Below are 19,694 nucleotides of genomic sequence, written 5' to 3' on the forward strand. Positions count from 1 at the left end.
GATATGCGGCGCTCGCTGAAAAAGCGGGTTTCAAGACAAGGATACGCGCTCTAAGGTCGTCTCAAACATTTGTTCGGGAGGGCGTGTTGGTGCTTCGCAAACTGGTCGCGGCGGCGTTGGCCGCGACGCTGCTCGGGGGCGGCTCTTCTGTAGCCCTGGCCAAGCCCAAGGCGGCGATCACCGCGGCCGCGCCGGAGAGCGCCGGCTTTTCTGCCGAGGGTCTCAAGAAGCTGGACGCCCACATGCAGGGCCTGGTCGACACCGGTCATCTGCCGGGCGTCACCACCATGCTGGTCCGTCACGGCAAGGTCGTGAACTACGAGGTCCACGGCAAAAAGGGCTTTGAAGGTCCGCCGATGACCAAGGACACGGTCTTCCGCATCTACTCCCAGACCAAGCCCGTGACGGGCGTCGCTATGATGATCCTCTACGAAGAGGGCAGGTGGAAGCTGGACGACCCGGTCAGCAAGTACATCCCCGAGTTCGCGTCCTTGCGGGTTTTCAAAGGCGTCAACGCCGACGGCTCGTTCGACACCGTCCCCGCCGATCGCCCGCCGACCATGCGCGAGCTGATGAGCCATTCGGGCGGTTTCGCCTACGGCCTGATCCCGGACAATCCGATCGACAAGGCCTATGTCTCGACCGGCGTGCTGGGCGCCAAATCGAGCCAGGAGTTCGTCCAGAAGATCGCCGCCCTGCCGCTGGTGGCCCAGCCCGGAACGCGGTGGAAGTACAGCGTCTCGGTCGATATCCAGGGCTTGATCGTCGAGAAGCTGTCGGGCCAATCGCTGGGCGACTTCATGCGGCAGCGCATCTTCACGCCCTTGAAGATGACCGACACCGGCTTTTGGCTCCCGACCGAGAAGGCCAATCGCCTGGCCTCGCTCTACGTCTGGGCGCCGAAAGCCCAGAAGTTGGTCCCGGCCGAGGGCTTCATGGTGCTGGACATCTCCAAGCCACCTGCGCTGGCCTCTGGCGGCGGCGGCCTGGTGTCGACCAACGCCGACTACGCCCGCTTCGCCCAGATGTTGCTGAACGGCGGCGAACTGGAGGGCAAGCGCATCCTCAAGCCCGAAACCGTCAAGCTGATGCGGACCAACATGCTCAGCGACGCGATCATGAATTCCGATGTTCCGCCGTTCAACTCGGGGCGGGGTAGGGGTTTTGGCCTCGACTTCGCGGTGGTGCTGGACAGCGCCAAGGCGGGACCGCAGGGCGAGGGGACCTATAGCTGGGGCGGCGCGGCCGGCACCTGGTTCTGGATCGATCCCAAGAACGACCTCTTCTTCCTGGGCATGATCCACGTCCTCAACAAGGACGGCGACCCTGCGATTAAGGAAATCGACAAGGACAGCGCCAAGCTCGTCTACGACGCCCTCGTCGATCCCAAGAAATAGCCTTTAAGGCCCACAAGAATAACAGGGAGAAACGCCATGAAGGCCGCTGTCTATTACGAGACCGGGGCGCCGGACGTCTTCCGCTACGAGGATGTTGCCGATCCGGTGGTCCATCCGCAGGGCGTGGTGATCCGCGTTGCGGCGGTCAGCATCGAGGGCGGCGACACGCTCAATCGCGGCGGCGGTCAGATGGCCGACAGCCCGCACATCGTCGGCTATCAGGCGGCCGGCGAGATCGTCGAGATCGGGGCCGAGGTCAGCCACTTGAAGGTCGGGACAAGGGTCGTCACCGTGAACGCCTTCGGCTCGCACGCCGAGCTGCGCGCGGTTCCGGCCCGCAACGCCTGGCCGGTCCCCGACGGCTTCGACATCCAAAAGGCCTCGGCCATTCCGGTGCCGTTCGGCACGGCGCACGAGTGCCTGTTCGGCGCGGGACGGTTGAAGGCCGGCGAGACCGTTCTGGTTCAGGCCGGGGCGGGCGCGGTGGGCATTGCCGCCATCCAGCTGGCCAAGCAAGCGGGCGCCACCGTGCTGGCTTCGGCCTCCAGCGACGAGCGGCTGGAACGCCTGAAGGTGTTCGGCATGGACCACGGGATCAACTACAGCCGCGACGACCTTGTTGAGCAGGTGATGAAGCTGACCGGCGGAAAAGGCGTCGACCTTGTCGTCGATCCGGTCGGTGGCGCGACGCTAGCGGGCAGTCTCGGCGCGCTCGGCTATCGTGGCCGGGTTTCGCTGGTCGGCAACGCCGGGCGCGAGCCGATGAAGGTCGACGTGTCGTCGCTGATGGGCGGCAACCGCTCCCTGACCGGCGTGTTCCTCGGGGCCGAGATCATGACCGACCGGGTCCACGACCTGATCCAGGACATGATTGACCGGGCCGCCAAGGGCGAGCTGGAGGTGGTGATCGACAAGACCTTCCCGCTCTCCGAGGCCGCCGCCGCCCACGCCTATATCGAGAGTCGTCAGGCCGTCGGCCGGGTGTTGCTGATCCCATGAACCGCGTCCTGGCCCATACGGGCGCGAAGTACCCGATCATCCAGGCCCCGATGGGTTGGATCGCCCGCTATCCGTTGGCTTCGGCGGTGTCACGCGCGGGCGGCCTGGGGATAATCGAAACGTCTTCGGGCGAGACCGAAAACTGCAAGGCCGAGATCACCAAGATGGCCGACAGCGGCCTGCCGTTCGGGGTGAACTTGCCGATCCTGTTCCTGCGCGACGACGCCATGCTGCGTTTCGTCTGCGAGAGCGGCGTGAAATTCGTCACCACGTCGGCGGGCAGCCCGGCCAAGTTCGTCGGGCCCCTGAAGGACGCCGGCATCGTCGTCTACCATGCCGTGCCGACGCTCGACGCGGCGGTCAAATGCGTCGAGGCTGGCGTGGACGGCCTGGTGGTCGAGGGCGCTGAGGGCGGCGGCTTCAAGAACCCCGAGGAGGTCTCGACCCTGGTTCTACTGCAGGCGATCCGGGCCAGGGTGGACGTGCCCCTGATCGCGGCCGGCGGCATTTGCGACGGGCGCGGCATGGCGGCGGCGTTCGCCCTGGGGGCCGAGGCGATCCAGATGGGCACCCGCTTCGTCAGCTCGGCCGAGAGCCCGGTGCACGACAACTACAAGGCCGCGATCACGGGGGCGAAAGAGACCGGCACCTGGGTTCTGAACAAGAAGGCCAGCCCCTGCATCCGGGCGCTCAAGTCCGAGCGCACCAAGGAGATCTTCGACGCCGGCGTCATGCCGCCCGACGTGCTGAAGAACATCCTGAAGGTCTATTTCGGCGGCGACATGGAGGCCGCGCCCGCGCTGGCCGGCCAGACCGCCGGCCTGATCGACGAGATCAAGACGGCCCGAGACATCATCGACGAGACCGTCGCCCAGTTCCACGACATCACCGGACGCCTCGGCGCCCTGGCCGCCGCGCGCGGCTTCTAGAGGACATACGACCATGCAGAACCTCTTTTCGCTGGAAGGCCGCGTCGCGCTCGTGACCGGCGGCTCGCGCGGTATCGGCGCGATGATCGCCAAGGGCTTCCTCGTCTACGGCGCCAAGCGCGTCTTCATCACCGCCCGCAAGGCCGCCGCGTGCGACGCCGCCGCCGAGGCCTTGTCGGAGTTCGGCGAGTGCATTTCCCTTCCAGGTGACATCTCGACCATGGAAGGCATTCAGGGCCTGGCCGACCGGATCAAGGAGCGCGAAGCCAAGCTCGACATCCTGGTCAACAACGCTGGCGCGGCCTGGGGCGCGACCTTCGACGAGTTCCCCGAGGTCGGCTGGGACAAGACCGTCGACCTCAACATGAAGACGCCCTTCTTCCTGACCCAGGCCTTGATCGCCCAGCTGCGCGCGGCGGGGAAGGATCATGTCGCCAAGGTGATCAACATCGCCTCGATCGACGGCCAGTCGGTGACCAAGGACGAGACCTATCCCTACGGCGCCTCGAAGGCCGGCCTGTTGCACATGACCAAGCGCATGGCCCTGCGCCTGGCCGCCGACAACATCGCCGTCAGCTGCATCGCGCCTGGCGCATTCGCCTCGGACATGAACAAGGTCGCCCGCGACCATGCCGACGCGGTCGCCAAGGCGATCCCGGCGGGCCGTATCGGCGAGGACGAGGACATGGCTGGCGCGGCCATCTACCTGGCCTCGCGGGCGGGGGATTACGTGATGGGTTCGGCGGTGACGGTGGACGGGGGCGTCAGCTTCGCGCGGTGAGCGCGGCGCTAGTCCAAGTCCTCGATCTCCGCCGGTTCGGCGTCGCTGAGCGGTAGGTCGCAAGGATCCTTGGCGCCGCCGCGCATGCTGGGCGGGCGGGCGCCACGCTCGCGGGCCGACATCAGCGACCAGCCGCCGGGCTTGAGGATCTCCAGCGGCGAGAAGCGGGCCTTGTAGGCCATCTTCTCGCTGCCTGGCACCCAGTAGCCGAGATAGACATAGGGTTGGCCGCCCTGCTGGGCCTGGACGATGTGATCCAGGATGATGAACGAGCCGAGGCTGCGGCGGACCTGATCGGGCTGGTAGAAGCTGTAGACCAGCGACAGGCCGTCGGCGAGGACGTCGACCAGCACGCAGGCGACCAGGTCGCCGGGCCCGCGGTCCTCCGACTTGCGGCGGTATTCGATCAGGTGGGTTCGGACCGCGGTGTCTTCGACCATGGCCACGTAGTCGGGCCAAGTCATCTCGGCCATGCCGCCGTCGGCATGGCGGGCCAGCAGATAGCGCCGCAGCAGCTCGAACTGCTCCAGCGTGGCCTCGGCTTCCACCAGATGCCGTTCGAGGTCGTCGTTGCGGTTCAGGACCTTCCGCTCCGAGCGCGACAGCACGTAGTCGGCGGCCGGCGCGCGGGCCGACTGGCAGGCGCGGCAGGTCTCGCAGGCCGGGCGATAGGCGATGTTCTGGGAGCGGCGGAAGCCAACCTGGGTCAGGCTGTCATTGACTGTGGGGCCGTCGGACAGCGGCAGGTGGGCGAACACCTTCCGTTCCTCGCGACCGGGCAAGTACGGGCATGGCGTGGGCGCCGTCAGGAAGAACCGAAGCTGTCGCGTCGGAAAATGCTGCGTCACTTTAGCCCTGGCCCCTTTCAGCTCATCGTCTGCCCTGAACGAGATTAGGGGGCATACCGTTCAGTTGCGCAAGCTCAACGGAGGGCCCGCGCGGCTAACGGTCACAGGCTGCCCCGTTACAGGCCATCTGGCAGGACGGGCTTTTCGCGCAACAGGATGATCGAGATCCGGCGATTGCCCGCCAGGGTGGGGTCGTCGGCGTAGAGCGGTTCGGAATTAGCCTTGCCGGACACCTGATAGATGCGGTCGTCGTCGACCCCGGCGCCGCGCAAGACTTGGCGCGAGGCGTCGGCGCGCTGGGCCGACAGCGACCAGTCGCCGTCCTGCTTCTTGCCGAAGGCGTTGGCGCTGGTGTGGCCCGAGATGGTCACGCGGTTCGGCAGCTGGGTGATCACCTTGGAGACGGCGCGCAGCAGGATGCGAGCGCGGTCGTTCGGCTCCTTGGAGTTTTCCTTGAACATCGCCCGGCCTTCCTGATCGACCAGCTGGATGCGCAGGCCTTCCGGGGTCTGATCGATCAGGATCTGCTTCGAAAGCTCGGCCAGTTCCGGCATGTCCTGCAAGGACTGGCGCAGCGACTGAGCGGCCGAGGCGAAGCTGTCCTGCTCCTTCTTGGCCAGGGCGTCGCGCAGGGCCTGCTCGCTGGCCGAGTCGAGGCTGGCGGTGTTGGTGCTCTGACCATCCTTGCTGACGCTGTCCGGAGCTTCCGGCGCCATTTGTTGGATCACCGACATCTTGCCGTCGGCCTTAGCGCCATCGTCGCCCAGCGACGTGCCGCCCAGGATGCCGCCCGATCCGCTGGTGGTCGAAGAGATCGAAGCGGGCGCGAAATAGTCGGCGATGCCTTGCTTCTGCTCCGGGCTGGTCGTGTTCAACAGCCACATCAGCAGGAAGAAGGCCATCATCGCGGTCACGAAGTCGGCATAGGCGACCTTCCAGGCGCCGCCGTGGTGTCCACCACCGCCGCCCTTCTTGATCTTCTTAATGATGATCGGCTGTTCGCTGTTGACCGCCATCGTGCTTAAGCCTGCTTAACCGTAAGGTCGCAACCTGCCCAAAGGACGTTAAGATGGGGTTGCCGAAGACCGCGAGGGACGCGTAATCCCACATCCTGTTTTGTGGAGCAGCGGCATGAAGACGGCGTTTATCGGCTTGGGCGTGATGGGCTTTCCGATGGCGGGCCACCTGAAGGCCGCTGGCCACGAGGTCGCCGTCTATAACCGCAGCCCGGAAAAGGCCCGGCGCTGGGCCGAAAAGCATGGTGGGCAAGCCTTCGAGACCATCGCTGAGGCCGTGGCCGGCGTGGACGTCGTTCTGCTCTGCGTGGGCAATGACAACGACGTCCGCGACGTCGTGGCGCAGGCGCTGCCGGCCCTGGCGGAAGGCGCGGTGATCGTCGACCACACCACCACCTCGGCCACGGTCGCCCGCGAGATGGCGCAGTTGGTGGCCCAGGGTGGGCGGTTCTTCGTCGACGCCCCGGTGTCTGGCGGCCAGGCTGGCGCCGAGAACGGCCAGTTGACCATCATGGCAGGCGGCGAACAGGTCGCCTACGACCGCGTCCTTCCAGTGATCGAGGTCTACGCCAAGGCCGTCCGCCGCATGGGCGAGGTCGGCGCAGGCCAGCTGACCAAGATGTGCAACCAGATCGCCATCGCCGGCGTGGTCCAAGGCGTGGCCGAGGCGCTGCACTTCGCCAAGCGCGCCGGCCTGCCGACCGACGACGTCCTGGCCGCCATCTCCAAGGGCTCGGCCCAGTCGTGGCAGATGGAAAATCGCTGGCCGACCATGGCGCGCGGCGAGTTCGAGTTCGGCTTCGCGGTCGACTGGATGCGCAAGGATCTCGGGATCGCCCTGGAAGAGGCGAGTCGCAACGGAGCCAAGCTCGAGAGCACGGCCCTGATCGACCAGTTCTACGCCGAGATCCAGGCCATGGGCGGCAGTCGCTGGGACACGTCCAGCTTGGTGGCGCGGCTGGAGAAGTAGGGCGGGCAGGGCGCTTCAGCCGAGCAACAGTTCCGCCAGTTCGCTCGCGTCCCAGTCCGTATCCCGCGCCGCCACGATGATCGGCGCGGTTCGCTCGAATGCCCGCAGCATCTCGGCGGTCTGACCCAAGTCGGGCGCGTCGAGGCTCTCGCTGACGATGATCGCGGCGACCAGCAGACCGCGCGCTCGAACTACCTCCAGCGCGGTCAGCAGGTGGCTGGCCGTGCCGAGATAGCTGCCGGCGACCAGCAGGACCGGCAAGCCGAGGGCCGCCATCAGGTCGAGATTGGTGGCGTCGTCGGTCATCGGCGACATCACCCCACCCGCGCCTTCGATCAGGGCGAAATCGACCTCGCGGCCAGCCAGCCAGGTTTGGCAATCGGCGACGAGATCGGCCATCAGCAAGGTCTCGCCTTCCAGCCGCGCGGCGAGGTTCGGCGCCAGCGGCGCGCGATAGCGGCGGGGCGAAACCCTGGCCCAATCGTGCGGTCGGCCTAGGGCGGCGGCGAGGCGAGCGGGGTCGCTGGTCTCCGGCGCGTTTGGATCGAAGCCGCTGACCACGGGTTTGAAAGCGTCCACCGTCGCGCCCCGCGCCCGAGCGGCCCGGAGCAGGGCGCAGGCGACGTGGGTCTTGCCCAGGTCCGTGCCGGTTCCAGCAACGAACAGCGCCGTCACGCGGCGATCCTGCGCAGGCTGGCGATCGCGTCGGCCAGGCGGATCACGTCGGCGTCGTCATGGGCGGCGCTGAAGGCCACGCGCAGGCGGGCCGTGCCCTCGGGCACGGTCGGCGGGCGGATGGCCACGACCAAGAAGCCTTGCGCCTCCAGCGCGGTCGAGGCGGCGAGGGCGGCGTCGGCGCTTCCCAGCACCACCGGCACGATCGGGCTGACCGCATCCGGCAGGCCAAGGCGCCGGGTAAACAGGCGGGCCTTCGCTACCGGCTGGGCGGTCAACGCCGGCTGAGCTTCGATGATGTCTAGCGACGCCAAGGCGGCGGCCGCCGAGGCGGGCGGCAGGCCGGTGGCGTAGACCAGGGTCCGGGCGCGGGTCTTCAGCAAGTCGACGACCGCCTGGGAGCCGCACAGGTAGCCGCCGTACGAGCCCAGCGCTTTGGAGAGCGTGCCCATCTGCAGCGGGATGTCGGCGTCCTGGAACAGGGCGCCGGAACCACGGCCCTCGGCCAGTACTCCAACGCCGTGGGCGTCGTCACTGAGCAGCCAGGCGTCGTGGCGCGCGCAGAGGTTCGACAGCACGTCCAGCGGGGCGATGTCGCCGTCCATCGAGAAGACGCCGTCGGTCGCGACCAGGGCGCGGCGGACGAGGGGACGCTCGGCGTACAGCAGCCGTTCCAGGTCGGCGACATCGTTATGGCCGAACTTGATGATCTTGGCGCCCGACAGCTGCGCGCCGGCCCAAATGCAGGCATGGGCCAGGGCGTCGACGAAAATCGCGTCGCCAGGCCCGACCAAGGTTGGGATCGCCCCCGTATTGGCCAGATAGCCGGAGCCGAACACGCAGGCCGCCTCGGTCCCTTTCAGGCGCGCCAGGCGCTTTTCCAGATCGCTCAGCAGCGGGTAGTCGCCGGTGACCAGCCGCGAGGCCGCCGCGCCCGCGCCATAGTTCAGCGCCGCTTCGGCCGCGGCCGCGCGGACGGCGGGATGCTGCGAGAGGCCCAGATAGTCATTGCATGAGAACGAAATCAGCCGCCTACCGTCGCGCTCGACCACGGCCCCGTCGTGGCGGCGGGTGGGCTTGAGGCGGCGCAGCAGGCTCTTGGCGTCCAGGGCCGCCAGCTTCTCGCCGGCGAAGGCGTCGAGGCTTTGCATGTCGTTTCCCTTTGCGGCCGCTGGGCGGCGGGCATAGGCAATGCGCCCCGAGTCCGCAAACGGAAACAGTCATGACTGATTTGAACTGGCTGACCGCCGGCGCCCCGCACGTCTGGCGGCCCTACTGCCAGATGAAGACCGCGCGACCGCCGCTGCCGGTGATGGCGACCCGGGGCTCGCGCCTGGTGCTGGCGGACGGGCGTGAGCTGGTGGATGGCCTGGCCTCGTGGTGGACGGCCTGCCACGGTTACAACCATCCCCACATCGCGGGCGCTCTGCGCGAGCAGATCGAGCGGATGCCGCACGTGATGTTCGGCGGCCTGGCGCACGAGCCGGCCTATCGGCTAGCGGCGCGTCTGGCGAAGATGCTGCCGGGCGAGCTGAACCATGTCTTCTTCGCCGAGAGCGGCTCGGTCTCGGTTGAGATCGCCATGAAGATGGCGCTGCAGTTCCAGATCAATCGCGGGGTTCGAGGGCGGAGCAAGTTCCTGGCGTTCCGGGGCGGCTATCATGGCGACACGCTGGCGACGATGACGGTCTGTGACCCGGAGGAGGGCATGCACAGCCTGTTCGCCGGAGTCATGCCCGACCAAGTGATCGCCGATCTGCCGCGAGGCGCAGAGAGCGAAGCCACGCTGGACGCCCTGCTGGCCCAGAGGGGCCATGAGATCGCGGCGATCCTGGTCGAGCCCCTGGTCCAAGGCGCGGGCGGCATGATCCTTCATCCGCCTGAGGTGCTCCGAACCCTGCGCCGCCTGGCCGACAAGCACGGCGTGCTGCTGATCTTCGACGAGATCTTCACGGGCCTTGGCCGCACCGGCACGCTGTTCGCCATGCAGGCGGCGGGGATCGAGCCCGACATCGTCACCCTGTCCAAGGCCCTTACCGGCGGGACCCTGCCGCTGTCGGCGGCGGTGGCGTCGCGCAAGGTGTTCGAAGCCTTCTGGTCCGACGACCCGGGCGCGGCCTTGATGCACGGCCCCACCTACATGGCCAACCCGCTGGCCTGCGCAGCTGCCAATGCCTCGCTGGACCTGTTCGAGGACGGAACGTGGGCTGCGAACGTGGCGCGGGTCTCGGCGGCGCTGTCCGGCGGATTGGAACCGTGCCGGGCGGGGAAGGGCGTGGTCGACGTGCGGAGCCTGGGCGCGATCGGGGTCGTGGAGTTCGACGGGCCCGTGCCGGTGAGCGACTTCTGCGCCCGTTTCGCCGAGCTAGGCGCCTGGATCCGGCCGATGGGCAAGGTCGTCTATCTGACCCCGGCTTTCACGACGCCGGACACCGATCTCGATCTGCTGACAGCCGCTGTCCGCAAGGTGGTCGGCGTCGATTGACCCGAGGGGCCGGGTCTGGTCCAAGCACGGCCATGTCCTCCAAGTCGTCTCCGCTCACGGTCCTGGAATATCTCGCCATCCTGGCGATCATCCTGACCTGGGGGATCAACAACGCCGCCGCCAAGGTGGCGACCCACTATCTGCCGGCGATGACGGTCGGCGGGCTGCGCTTCCTGGCGGCGCTGGTTTTCCTGTTCCCGTTCATCCGTCCGCCGTTCCCCGAACCGAAGAAGCTGGCGGCGATCGTCGTTCTGACCGGTCCCATCCACTTCGGCCTGATCTATGTGGCGTTCGGCATGGGCAAGTCGCTGAGCCCGCTGGTGGTGGCCAGCCAGCTATGGATCCCGCTCACGGCGCTGTTCGCCTGGCGGCTGATCGGCGAAACCATGCGGATCCCGGCCGTACTGGGCCTGGTGGTCGCCTTCGTCGGCGTGGCCTGGATGAGCCTGGACCCGCACACCGCCGGCGATCTGCCCGCCATCGTCCTGGTGGTGGCCGCCAGCGCCTGCTGGGCCCTGGCTACCGTCCTGGTGCGCATGACGCCAGGCGCCAAGCCGCTCAAGGTGCAGGCGATCACGGCCTTGATGGCTGCGCCCACCCTGATGGCGATGTCCTTCGCCTTCGAGAAGAACGTCGTCGCCAGGGTCCAGGCCGCGCCGCCGATCGCCTGGGCCTGCGTGGTGTTCGCCGGGGTGGTCTCGACGATCGGGGCCAGCGCCCTGCTTTTCTGGCTGGTCCAGCGGCGCGAGGCCGGGCGCGTGACGCCGTATTTCCTGCTCACCCCGCTGGTCTCCTGCACGATCGGGGTGCTGTTCCTGGGTGACAAGCTATCGACCCAGCTCCTGATCGGCGGCGCGGCGACCATGGTCGGCGTGGCCCTGGTCGCCCTGACCGAGAAAAGGGCCAAGGCCGAGGCGGCCTTGGCCGAAACCGTCTAGGCTATTTGATCACGCCGCAGGCGGCTCGGGCGCCGGCGCCGCCGATCGGCTGGCTCTTGTGGTCGTCGGGGCTGGCGTGGACGACGATCGCCGAGCCGTCGGCGTCCAGCAGGGCGGGGCGGCCGCCGGCGCCCTTCAACGACACCAGGGTCGAATAGGCCTCGGCCGTGGCCGCGCCGTCGGCGCCCGCGAACACGTTCGGCAGATCGCCGCTGTCGTTCGAGGCCGGGTTCAGTAGGCCATGGACCGTGGTGGCCGCCGTGTGAACGTGGGCGCCGGCCGACTTGAAGTCCGGCGCGCCGCAGTCGCCCTTTTCGTGGAAGTGGGTCGCATGCCAGCCGGGCGTCAGGCCCTTCAGTTCCAGTTTCAGCAGCACGCCGTGCGGGGCCTCGGTCAGCGTCACCACGCCGGCGTCCTTGCCGTCGCCGGTCTTCACCACGGCGGTCGCGGAGGTCTGGGCCAGGGCGGGCGAGGCGGCGATCAGGGCGGCGAGGCTAAGCGCGGTCGCGGCGGGGAGGCGGATCATGCGTTTTTCCTTCGGATTCAAGCCAACAGCAGGGGATGAAGCGGCCGGAAAGGTGGCGCCTTCCACGTCCCAATGCTAACAGTTTCAGACTGTTCCGTGTCCGATTCTGACGGCGAAAAATTCCCTTGAGCGACGAACACACCACGATCCCCGCCGACGGTTCTCGCGGGGATGTAGCCCCGATTAATATCGAGGACGAACTCCGCCGTTCCTATCTCGACTACGCGATGAGCGTGATCGTCAGCCGCGCCCTGCCGGACGCGCGCGACGGTCTGAAACCCGTGCACCGGCGGGTGCTGTTCTCGATGCACGAGCAGGGCCAGACGCCGGAGCGTCCATACGTGAAGTCGGCCCGCGTGGTCGGTGACGTGATGGGTAAGTACCACCCGCACGGCGACGCCTCGATCTACTTCACCCTGGTCCGGATGACCCAGTCGTTCTCGATGGGGCTTGTCCTGATCGACGGCCAAGGCAACTTCGGCTCGGTCGACGGCGATATGCCCGCGGCCATGCGCTACACGGAATGCCGCATGGCCCCGCCGGCCATGTCGTTGCTAGCTGACCTCGACAAGAACACGGTCGACTTCGCCGACAACTACGACGGCAAGGAGCAGGAACCGACCGTTCTGCCGGCGCGGATCCCGAACCTGCTGGTCAACGGCGCGGGCGGCATCGCCGTCGGCATGGCCACCAACATCCCGCCGCACAATCTCGGCGAAATCATCGACGCCTGCCTGCTGGTGATCGATGACCCGAATGTCACCACCGACCAACTCCTGGATATAGTGCCCGGCCCCGACTTCCCGACCGGTGGCGAGATCATCGGCCGCGCCGGCCCGCGCCAGGCGCTGCTGACGGGCCGTGGCTCGGTCATCATGCGCGGCGTGGCCAGCGTCGACGAAATCCGGGCCGGCCGCGAAGCCATCATCATCACCGAAATCCCGTATCAGGTGAACAAGGCCAACCTGGTCGAGCACATCGCCGAGCTGGTCCGCGAGAAGCGGATCGAGGGCATCGCCGACATCCGCGACGAGTCCAACCGCGACGGCATGCGCATCGTGGTCGAGTTGAAGCGCGACGCCTCGGGCGAAGTGATCTTGAACCAGCTCTACCGCTTCACGGCGCTGCAGAGCTCGTTCGGCGTCAACATGCTGGCCCTGAACCGCGGTCGTCCCGAGCAGATGGGTCTGCACCAGCTGGTCAAGCTGTTCATCGACTTCCGCGAGGAAGTCGTCGTCCGGCGGACCAAGTTCGAGCTGGGCAAGGCTCGTGACCGCGGCCACGTGCTGGTCGGCCTGACCATCGCCGTCGCCAATATCGACGAGTTCATCCACATCATCCGCTCGTCCAAGGATCCGACCGAGGCCCGCGAACGCCTGGTGGCCAAGTCCTGGCCGGCCGGCGACATGCTGCCGCTGGTCGAGCTGATCGCCGACCCGCGCACCCTCAAGGAAGACGGCGGCCTGATCCGCCTGACCGACGAGCAGGCCCGCGCCATTCTGGCCCTGACTCTGTCGCGTCTGACCGGCCTGGGCCGCGACGAAATCGGCAACGAGGCCACCGCTTTGGCCGAGGCCATCCGCGGCTACCTCGAGCTGCTGTCCGACCGCTCCAACATCATGGCCGTGGTCCGCGAAGAGCTAGTCGAGGTCCGCGAGAAGTTCGCCATTCCGCGCCGTTGCCAGATCGTGGACGGCGACGCGGACATGGAAGACGAGGACCTGATTGTCCGCGAGGACATGGTGATCACCGTCACCATGAGCGGCTACGTCAAGCGCACGCCGCTGGCCGCCTACCGCACCCAGCATCGGGGCGGTAAGGGCAAGTCGGGCATGGCGACCAAGACCGAGGACGCCGTCACCCGCGTGTTCTCGGCCTCGACTCACGCCCCACTGCTGTTCTTCACCTCGGGCGGCAAGGTCTACAAGATGAAGGTGTGGCGCCTGCCGCAGGGCGTCGCCAATTCGCGCGGCAAGGCGTTCGTCAATCTGCTGCCGATCGAGCCGGGCGAGACCATCACCTCGATCCTGGCCCTGCCAGAGGATGAGGCCACCTGGAGCGGCCTGGACGTGATGTTCGCCACCCGCTCGGGCAGCGTGCGTCGCAACAAGCTTAGCGACTTCGTCGACGTCCGCCGCAACGGCAAGATCGCCATGAAGCTGGATCCCAATGAACTTGGGGGGCGCGACGGGATCGTCGGCGTTGCCGTCTGCAATGCCGACCAGGACGTGCTGCTGACCACGGCGGCGGGCCGCTGCATCCGCTTCTCGGTCGACGAGGTTCGCGTGTTCGCAAGCCGCGATTCGACCGGCGTGCGGGGTGTGAGGCTGGCGGGCGAGGATCAGGTCATCTCGATGGCCGTGCTGCGCAGCGTCGACGCCACCCCGGCCGAACGCGCTGCCTATCTCAAGCACCAGCGCGCCATGCTGCGCGCGGTCGGCGAGGAGGGTGATGACGCCCCAGTGGCGGCGGAGGAGGGCGAGGAAGACGGCGACGAAACCACTCTGACGCCGGAACGCATCGCCGAACTGGGCGCGGCGGAGGAAATCCTGCTGACCGTGTCGTCGGAAGGCTTCGGCAAGCGCACCAGCGCCTATGATTTCCGCCGCACGGGCCGTGGCGGTCAAGGGCTCGCCGCTCAGGATCTCAGCAAGCGCGGTGGTCGTCTGGTGGGCTCGTTCCCGATCGACGAAAGCGACCAGATCCTTCTGGTGACGGACCAGGGGCAGCTGATCCGGGTGCCGGTTTCGCAAATTCGTGTTGCGGCGCGGAATACTCAAGGCGTAACCATCTTCCGCACTGCGCAGGACGAGCATGTCGTCAGCGTCGAGCGACTCGCCGATTCCGGCGGGGACGATAACCAGGGCGAGGACAGCGGGGCGGAAGAGACCCTGTAACCCTCGAACCTTAGAGCAGGGGGTTGCATGCGGGTCGGGCTTTATCCGGGGACTTTTGATCCTGTCACCAATGGCCACCTCGACATCATCGGGCGGGCCGTGAAGCTGGTCGACAAGCTGGTGATCGGGGTGGCGGTGAACATCGGCAAAGGGCCGTTGTTCTCGCTGGACGAGCGGGTGGCCATCCTGGAGCGCGAGACGGCGCACCTGACCAACATCGCGCAGATCGAGGTCAGGCCGTTCGAGAGCCTGCTGATGCACTTCGCGCGGGACGTGAACGCCCAGATGATCGTGCGCGGCCTGCGAGCCGTGGCCGACTTCGAATACGAATTCCAGATGACGGCGATGAACCAGCAACTGGATCGTGAGATCGAGACCGTCTTCCTGATGGCCGATCCGCGACACCAGGCGATCGCCTCGCGTCTGGTCAAGGAGATCGCCGCCTTGGGCGGCGACATTTCCAAGTTCGTGCCGGCCGGCGTGGCCGAGCAGTTGCTGGTCAAGGTGAAGCGGGGCTGAGCGGCTCGTGACGCTCTCGGATCAGGCTGGCCAGGAGACCCGCTGAGCGCCGACCAGGTTCAGGTCCCGGCCCTGACGAGGAAGTCATCGAGATAGTCACGCATGCTCATCGCCGCGGCGCGCGTGTCGTCGAGCGGGAGGGTTTCGTCGGTGATCCTCGTCAGATCGTCCGTGAGATCCGAAAGATACTTGCGCGTGTCCCCGGAGGCCGCCGCTTCGCGACGCACCAGCTGCATGATGATGTGGTGGTGGATGATCGACCGGGCTTGAAGATCGGCGATGAGGTGAGGGAGGTCGAGATCGTTCTGAACGGTCATGATTTTCGCCCGAGGGCTCTTCTCCGCTTAGGACTCTAACTTTCGCGCTTCGCGCGGCGTATCGCGCATCCCGCTATCTCGGCGTCGGCGGCGGACAGGCGCCGAGCGCTCTCCGTCCGTTCGCCTCGCCTCTATGGTCGCGGGTGAGCGCGTCGTTCAGCCCTGAACGAGCAATGCCCTCGAGGACGCCGCGCAGATGGCCTCCAGATGGCTCTTGATGGAACGCGGCGCGAGAAGCGCTTCGACGGCGTGACAGCCGTCTTCCTTCAGTCGCTGTTGGAGCTGGGCCACGGTCGCGTACTTGCCGGAGCGGGCGAGCGCATAGGCGCGCTCGATGGTCGATGGGGTCATCGCCTTCCTCGAAATGTGAAAAAAGGCGGCGAGCCAGGCCCGCCGCCCCCTATCCTAAGCTACGTCCTGAGCCGCTGGCTCCGACGTTAGCCTTGGTCTTACGCGGCTTGGAGCTGGCCCGCCGACATCTTGCCGCTGCGCTGATCGCGCTCCAGCTCGTAGCTGAGCTTCTGACCTTCTTGGAGCGAGCCCAGGGTCGAACGCTCAACCGCCGAAATGTGGACGAACACGTCCGGGCCGCCATTGTCGGGTTGGATGAAGCCGAAGCCCTTGGTCGAATTGAACCACTTCACGGTGCCGGTATTCATAGGAATATCTCTTTTATCACGAAGGCTCGCGCGCACCGAACGGCGCGTGAGATCAAAATGTCGGAGAGGTTCTTGGTGGGCCCGGCACTCAATCCGAAGATCAAGCGTGGAGAGCAACCGAAGCCAAAGCGCAAGTCGATAAGGGATACTCTCACGTCGATCAATGAATTGCGAGTGAAAACTATATTTTCTCCAAACCCACCCATCAGCATCCCCGCAGCGGCCGTCCAGCTGCCTTTCCCGGCCAAGGAGAGGTGTCGCCACGTTTGAAGTTTACAATGTGGCGTCGTTCTCGAAGTCGCATCCCGAACCGCCGCCGTTATCCGGCCGAAATCCTGCGCTTCAACATCGCCGCACTTGTCGGGGAGGCCGTGGCGTTCTACGCCCGACCCCGACCTATTTGTTCGGGGAATTCGATGAAGCTCGCCACGACCGCCGCCGCCCTGGCGCTCGCCGCTATGACGGCCTCCGTTCAGGCGGCCTCGGCCCAGACCGTCTCGGATTGGCGCACGCCGGACCCGAACAACGTCATCGTCGTCGAAACGAACAAGGGCCGGATCATCGCCGAGCTCTATCCGCAGGCCGCGCCAAACCACGTCGAGCGCGTGCGGGGGCTGGTCAAGAGTGGCTTCTACGACGGCCTGACCTTTTTCCGCGTCATCAGCGACTTCATGGCCCAGACGGGCGACCCTCAGAACACCGGCGTCGGCGGTTCGGACCAGCCGAACCTGACCGCCGAGTTCACCTTCCGCCGCGGCGCGGATACCCCGCTGGGCGCCAGCTTCAAGGCCGGAACCAACGAGTCCGGCTGGGTCGGCGTCCTACCGGTGACCAGCCAACCCTCGGCCCTGGCGGTGATGACCGCCGACCGCAAGGTGGCGACCTGGGGCAACTTCTGCTCCGGCGTGCTGGGCATGGCTCGCGCCGGCGATCCCGACAGCGCCAACAGCCAGTTCTTCTTCATGCGCCAGGCCAACGCCTCGCTGGACAAGACCTACACCGCCTTCGGCCGCGTACTGCAGGGCGTCGACGTGGCGCGCGCTATCAAGGTCGGCGAGCCCGTGCCTGATCCTCAGGACAAGATGCTGAGCGTTAAACTGCTGGCCGACCTGCCGGCCGACAAGCGCCCCTCGGTTCAGGTCATGGACACCCGCTCGGCCGCCTTCAAGGCGCTGGTGACCAAGCGTCAGGGGGAGCTGGGCGCCGGCTTTACCAACTGCGATGTCGACGTCCCGGTTCAGGTGAAATGACGGCAGGTGAAGTGACATGATCCGCTCGCGCGCGCTTCTGGCTGGGCTCTGCCTGGCGGCGATTTCGGCTCCCGCGTTCGCGGCGACGGCTGCGGCCAAGCCTTCCGAGCAGGGTTGGCGGACGCCAGCGCCCGAGACGATGATGGTGATCGACACCAACAAGGGCCGCGTGCTGGTCGAGCTGATCCCGGAGGTCGCGCCGAACCACGTGGCGCGCCTGCTGGAACTGACCCGGACTGGCGTCTATGACGGCCGCACCTTCTTCAGGGTCATCGACAAGTTCATGGCCCAGACCGGTGATCCGAGCAATACGGGCGAGGGCGGGTCGGAAAAGCCTAACCTGAAAGCCGAGTTTACGTTCCGCCGCTCCGCCGAGACGGGGTTCGTGCCGATGGCCGCGCCCGCTGGTCTGGAGGTCGGCTATCTAAAATCGCTGCCCGTCGTCAGCCAGGCCTGGAGCTGGAGCGACATGACCAGCGACAAGAAGGTTTCGGCCTGGGGAACCTATTGCCCTGGTGTGCTCGGCATGGCGCGGGACGAGGACAACAACTCGGCCAACAGCCAGTTCTTCCTGATGCGCCAGCCTTATCCGTCGCTGGACAAGCGCTACACGGCCTTCGGTCGCGTGATCAGCGGCCTGGACGTCGTGCGGGCCATCAAGACCGGCGAGCCAKTCCTGACGCCGCAGGACTTGATGCAGAAGGTTCGCCTTCTATCGGATATTCCGGAATCTGAACGTCCCAAGGTTCGCGTCGTCGATCCGAGGGGGCCTTGGTTCGCCGCCGAAACCAAGCGCCTGCGGGCCTTGAAAGGCGCGGACTTCTCGGTGTGCGATATCGACCTGCCGGTCGAGATTCGCTGAGCATTTCCCGTTTTCGGACGCGACTTGGTTCACAGGTGGGCGTAATCCGCGCTAGAAGCGCGATCAATCATTCCGCACCCTAAAGGAAGACCATGTCGGCCGACCTCGAAAACACCCTGATCCTGACCCTCGAGACCGGCCCGGTCACGATCAAGCTTCGCCACGACCTGGCGCCGGGCCACGTCGCCCGGATCAAGGAACTGGTGCGCGAGGGCTTCTACGACGGCGTCGTCTTCCACCGGGTGATTCCGGGCTTCATGGCCCAGGGCGGCGATCCTTCGGGCAGCGGCCGCGGCGGTTCGGACAAGCCGGACCTGAAGGCCGAGTTCAGCGACGAGCCGCACGTGCGCGGCGTCTGCTCGATGGCGCGCACGCCCGATCCCAACTCGGCCAACAGCCAGTTCTTCATCGTGTTCGACGACGCCACCTTCCTGGACCGTCAGTACACCGTATGGGGCCAGGTGGTCGAAGGCATGGAAAATGTCGACGCCCTGCCGAAGGGCGAGCCGCCGCGTCAACCGGGCAAGATCGTCAGCGCCAAGATCGCCGCCGACGCCTAAAGACTCGACGATAAGATCAGAAAGGCCCCGGAGTGATCCGGGGCTTTTTTATTTCTGGGTTCGCCGCAGAGTTACCACCACCGGACGGTGGTCCGAGCCCAGGGCTGGACCTCGCTCGATCTTCACCGCGCGCCACTCATCGCCCGCATAGACGTGGTCGATCGGCAGGAACGGGGAGGGAGCGGCCATCACGCGTGAGAACTTGCCGGCCGGCCACGAGGGCAGGGCGCGGGTCCAGCGTTTCAGACCCAGAGTCTTGTCTTGACGCTTCAAAGTGAACGACCACGGCGTGGAGTTGAAGTCGCCGGTCAGGATCGTGTTCTTGCCGTCGAACCTGCCGACCAACTGCGCCAGCTTGCGGCCCTGAGCCTGCTGAGGTCCGGCGGGAATGGGCCAAGTGTAATGCACGCCCACGACCGTGAACGGTCCCCTCGGATCCGCCAGCGTCGCCCAGGCCGCTGAGAGATAGGGTTTATCCGGCTGGATGCCGCCGCGCGCGGTCATCTTCTTGCGCGAGAAGATCCAGGTTTCGCAGTTGGCCCCCTTGTCGCAAGACCCGAATGGATAGGCGGCGCGCAAGGCCTTTACGATCGCCAACGCTTCGCCGCCGCCTTCCTCCAGGACCACGACGTCGGCGTCCTGCGCCAGGATCCAGTCGAGGCTCTTTTCCGGCGTGCGGTTCTCGTGCCAGACGTTGAACTGCACGATCTTCAGGTCGCTGGCCGCGACGGTCGCGGGCTTGAAGCGCCAGGCGGCGATCACTTCGGGCAACATCAGCACCGCGCAGGCCGCCAGGGTCGTCGCACCCAGTCCGACCATGACCCAGCGTTCGCCATCGCGCGCGAACAGACCGCCCAGCACCACCGCGCCGACGCCCATGGCCAGCCACAGCGGCGCGGCGTGGGTGAAGGCGTCCAGACGGTCGCTGAACGCCCCGCCCAGGCAGGCGATGGCCATGCCGGCCCCGACCAGGCCCAGCATCAAGGCCGTGCCGCGAACGAGAAGGCTGAGAAGCTGGACGATCAGGCGCATGAGCCGCCCATAGCACGCCTCAACGCCGGAAAAG

Annotated in this window: 21 protein-coding genes; 12 read left to right on the top strand and 9 right to left on the bottom strand. The window is 66.6% G+C overall.

Translation table 11 applies throughout. The features are described 5' to 3' along the window. Positions 1-86: 86 nt before the first annotated feature. The 4 genes from AC1DSO_RS00170 to AC1DSO_RS00185 are packed head-to-tail and all read left to right on the top strand — an operon-like array spanning position 87 to position 4,106. Positions 87-1,397 carry a serine hydrolase domain-containing protein gene (locus AC1DSO_RS00170; RefSeq protein ID WP_477066897.1) on the top strand — a complete coding sequence of 437 codons (1,311 nt, stop codon included), beginning with the start codon at positions 87-89 and terminating at the stop codon, positions 1,395-1,397. A gap of 36 nt (positions 1,398-1,433) precedes the next feature. Continuing rightward, the gene (locus tag AC1DSO_RS00175) at positions 1,434-2,396 is read left to right on the top strand and encodes a quinone oxidoreductase family protein (protein ID WP_477066898.1); all 963 of its coding nucleotides are present in this window, start codon (positions 1,434-1,436) and stop codon (positions 2,394-2,396) included. Next, positions 2,393-3,325 carry an NAD(P)H-dependent flavin oxidoreductase gene (locus AC1DSO_RS00180; protein ID WP_477066899.1) on the top strand — a complete coding sequence of 311 codons (933 nt, stop codon included), beginning with the start codon at positions 2,393-2,395 and terminating at the stop codon, positions 3,323-3,325. The genes AC1DSO_RS00175 and AC1DSO_RS00180 overlap by 4 nt, the downstream gene beginning before the upstream one ends. Before the next feature lie 13 nt (positions 3,326-3,338). Continuing rightward, the gene (locus tag AC1DSO_RS00185; RefSeq protein WP_477066900.1) at positions 3,339-4,106 is read left to right on the top strand and encodes an SDR family NAD(P)-dependent oxidoreductase; all 768 of its coding nucleotides are present in this window, start codon (positions 3,339-3,341) and stop codon (positions 4,104-4,106) included. Positions 4,107-4,114: 8 nt separating this feature from the next. Here AC1DSO_RS00185 and AC1DSO_RS00190 read toward each other — a convergent pair whose 3' ends face one another. Together AC1DSO_RS00190 and AC1DSO_RS00195 are read right to left on the bottom strand one after the other, a co-directional pair. Beyond that, positions 4,115-4,954, bottom strand: a complete 840-nt coding sequence (locus AC1DSO_RS00190; RefSeq protein WP_477066901.1) for an arginyltransferase — start codon at positions 4,952-4,954, stop codon at positions 4,115-4,117. A 116-nt stretch (positions 4,955-5,070) separates the two neighbouring features. After that, positions 5,071-5,970: a flagellar motor protein MotB gene (locus AC1DSO_RS00195; RefSeq protein WP_477066902.1), complete on the bottom strand. Its 900-nt coding sequence runs from the start codon at positions 5,968-5,970 to the stop codon at positions 5,071-5,073. 115 nt (positions 5,971-6,085) lie between these two features. Here AC1DSO_RS00195 and AC1DSO_RS00200 point away from each other — a divergent pair, with 115 nt between their 5' ends. Further along, the gene (locus tag AC1DSO_RS00200) at positions 6,086-6,940 is read left to right on the top strand and encodes an NAD(P)-dependent oxidoreductase (RefSeq protein WP_477066903.1); all 855 of its coding nucleotides are present in this window, start codon (positions 6,086-6,088) and stop codon (positions 6,938-6,940) included. 15 nt (positions 6,941-6,955) lie between these two features. On the opposite strand, the gene bioD is transcribed toward AC1DSO_RS00200, so the two are convergent. Then, positions 6,956-7,615 carry a dethiobiotin synthase gene (gene bioD, locus AC1DSO_RS00205; protein WP_477066904.1) on the bottom strand — a complete coding sequence of 220 codons (660 nt, stop codon included), beginning with the start codon at positions 7,613-7,615 and terminating at the stop codon, positions 6,956-6,958. Further along, complete coding sequence (bioF, locus tag AC1DSO_RS00210; RefSeq protein ID WP_477066905.1) at positions 7,612-8,766, bottom strand: 8-amino-7-oxononanoate synthase; 1,155 nt, start codon at positions 8,764-8,766, stop codon at positions 7,612-7,614. Before bioF ends, bioD begins: the two co-directional genes overlap by 4 nt. Before the next feature lie 71 nt (positions 8,767-8,837). Here bioF and AC1DSO_RS00215 point away from each other — a divergent pair, with 71 nt between their 5' ends. Continuing rightward, positions 8,838-10,100: an adenosylmethionine--8-amino-7-oxononanoate transaminase gene (locus AC1DSO_RS00215; protein WP_477066906.1), complete on the top strand. Its 1,263-nt coding sequence runs from the start codon at positions 8,838-8,840 to the stop codon at positions 10,098-10,100. After that, positions 10,097-11,038 carry a DMT family transporter gene (locus tag AC1DSO_RS00220; RefSeq protein ID WP_477066907.1) on the top strand — a complete coding sequence of 314 codons (942 nt, stop codon included), beginning with the start codon at positions 10,097-10,099 and terminating at the stop codon, positions 11,036-11,038. The genes AC1DSO_RS00215 and AC1DSO_RS00220 overlap by 4 nt, the downstream gene beginning before the upstream one ends. Position 11,039: 1 nt before the next feature. Here the strand turns inward: AC1DSO_RS00220 and sodC are convergent, their stop codons facing one another. After that, on the bottom strand, positions 11,040-11,564 hold the full coding sequence (sodC, locus tag AC1DSO_RS00225) for a superoxide dismutase[Cu-Zn] (protein WP_477066908.1): 525 nt from the start codon (positions 11,562-11,564) through the stop codon (positions 11,040-11,042). A gap of 125 nt (positions 11,565-11,689) precedes the next feature. Between sodC and gyrA the strand changes: the two genes are divergently transcribed. Continuing rightward, positions 11,690-14,461, top strand: coding sequence for a DNA gyrase subunit A (gene gyrA / locus AC1DSO_RS00230; RefSeq protein ID WP_477066909.1), 2,772 nt, complete (start codon positions 11,690-11,692; stop codon positions 14,459-14,461). A gap of 27 nt (positions 14,462-14,488) precedes the next feature. Further along, complete coding sequence (gene coaD, locus AC1DSO_RS00235) at positions 14,489-14,980, top strand: pantetheine-phosphate adenylyltransferase (protein WP_477066910.1); 492 nt, start codon at positions 14,489-14,491, stop codon at positions 14,978-14,980. 59 nt (positions 14,981-15,039) lie between these two features. Here the strand turns inward: coaD and AC1DSO_RS00240 are convergent, their stop codons facing one another. From AC1DSO_RS00240 to AC1DSO_RS00250, 3 genes are all read right to left on the bottom strand, one after another. Then, on the bottom strand, positions 15,040-15,297 hold the full coding sequence (locus AC1DSO_RS00240; protein WP_477066911.1) for a hypothetical protein: 258 nt from the start codon (positions 15,295-15,297) through the stop codon (positions 15,040-15,042). A gap of 156 nt (positions 15,298-15,453) precedes the next feature. Continuing rightward, positions 15,454-15,648, bottom strand: a complete 195-nt coding sequence (locus AC1DSO_RS00245) for a hypothetical protein (protein WP_477066912.1) — start codon at positions 15,646-15,648, stop codon at positions 15,454-15,456. Between the two features lie 98 nt (positions 15,649-15,746). Then, positions 15,747-15,956, bottom strand: a complete 210-nt coding sequence (locus AC1DSO_RS00250) for a cold-shock protein (protein WP_477066913.1) — start codon at positions 15,954-15,956, stop codon at positions 15,747-15,749. A gap of 416 nt (positions 15,957-16,372) precedes the next feature. Here AC1DSO_RS00250 and AC1DSO_RS00255 point away from each other — a divergent pair, with 416 nt between their 5' ends. The 3 genes from AC1DSO_RS00255 to AC1DSO_RS00265 all read left to right on the top strand — a co-directional run bounded on the left by AC1DSO_RS00255 (position 16,373) and on the right by AC1DSO_RS00265 (position 18,628). Then, positions 16,373-17,206, top strand: a complete 834-nt coding sequence (locus AC1DSO_RS00255) for a peptidylprolyl isomerase (RefSeq protein ID WP_477066914.1) — start codon at positions 16,373-16,375, stop codon at positions 17,204-17,206. A 16-nt stretch (positions 17,207-17,222) separates the two neighbouring features. Beyond that, entirely contained in the window at positions 17,223-18,068 is an 846-nt protein-coding gene (locus AC1DSO_RS00260; RefSeq protein WP_477066915.1) for a peptidylprolyl isomerase, read from the top strand. A 92-nt stretch (positions 18,069-18,160) separates the two neighbouring features. Then, positions 18,161-18,628: a peptidylprolyl isomerase gene (locus AC1DSO_RS00265; RefSeq protein WP_477066916.1), complete on the top strand. Its 468-nt coding sequence runs from the start codon at positions 18,161-18,163 to the stop codon at positions 18,626-18,628. A gap of 48 nt (positions 18,629-18,676) precedes the next feature. Here the strand turns inward: AC1DSO_RS00265 and AC1DSO_RS00270 are convergent, their stop codons facing one another. Further along, entirely contained in the window at positions 18,677-19,660 is a 984-nt protein-coding gene (locus AC1DSO_RS00270; RefSeq protein WP_477066917.1) for an endonuclease/exonuclease/phosphatase family protein, read from the bottom strand. Between the last annotated feature and the right edge of the window lie 34 nt (positions 19,661-19,694).

Source organism: Caulobacter sp. P4_E5 (genome assembly GCF_056401555.1).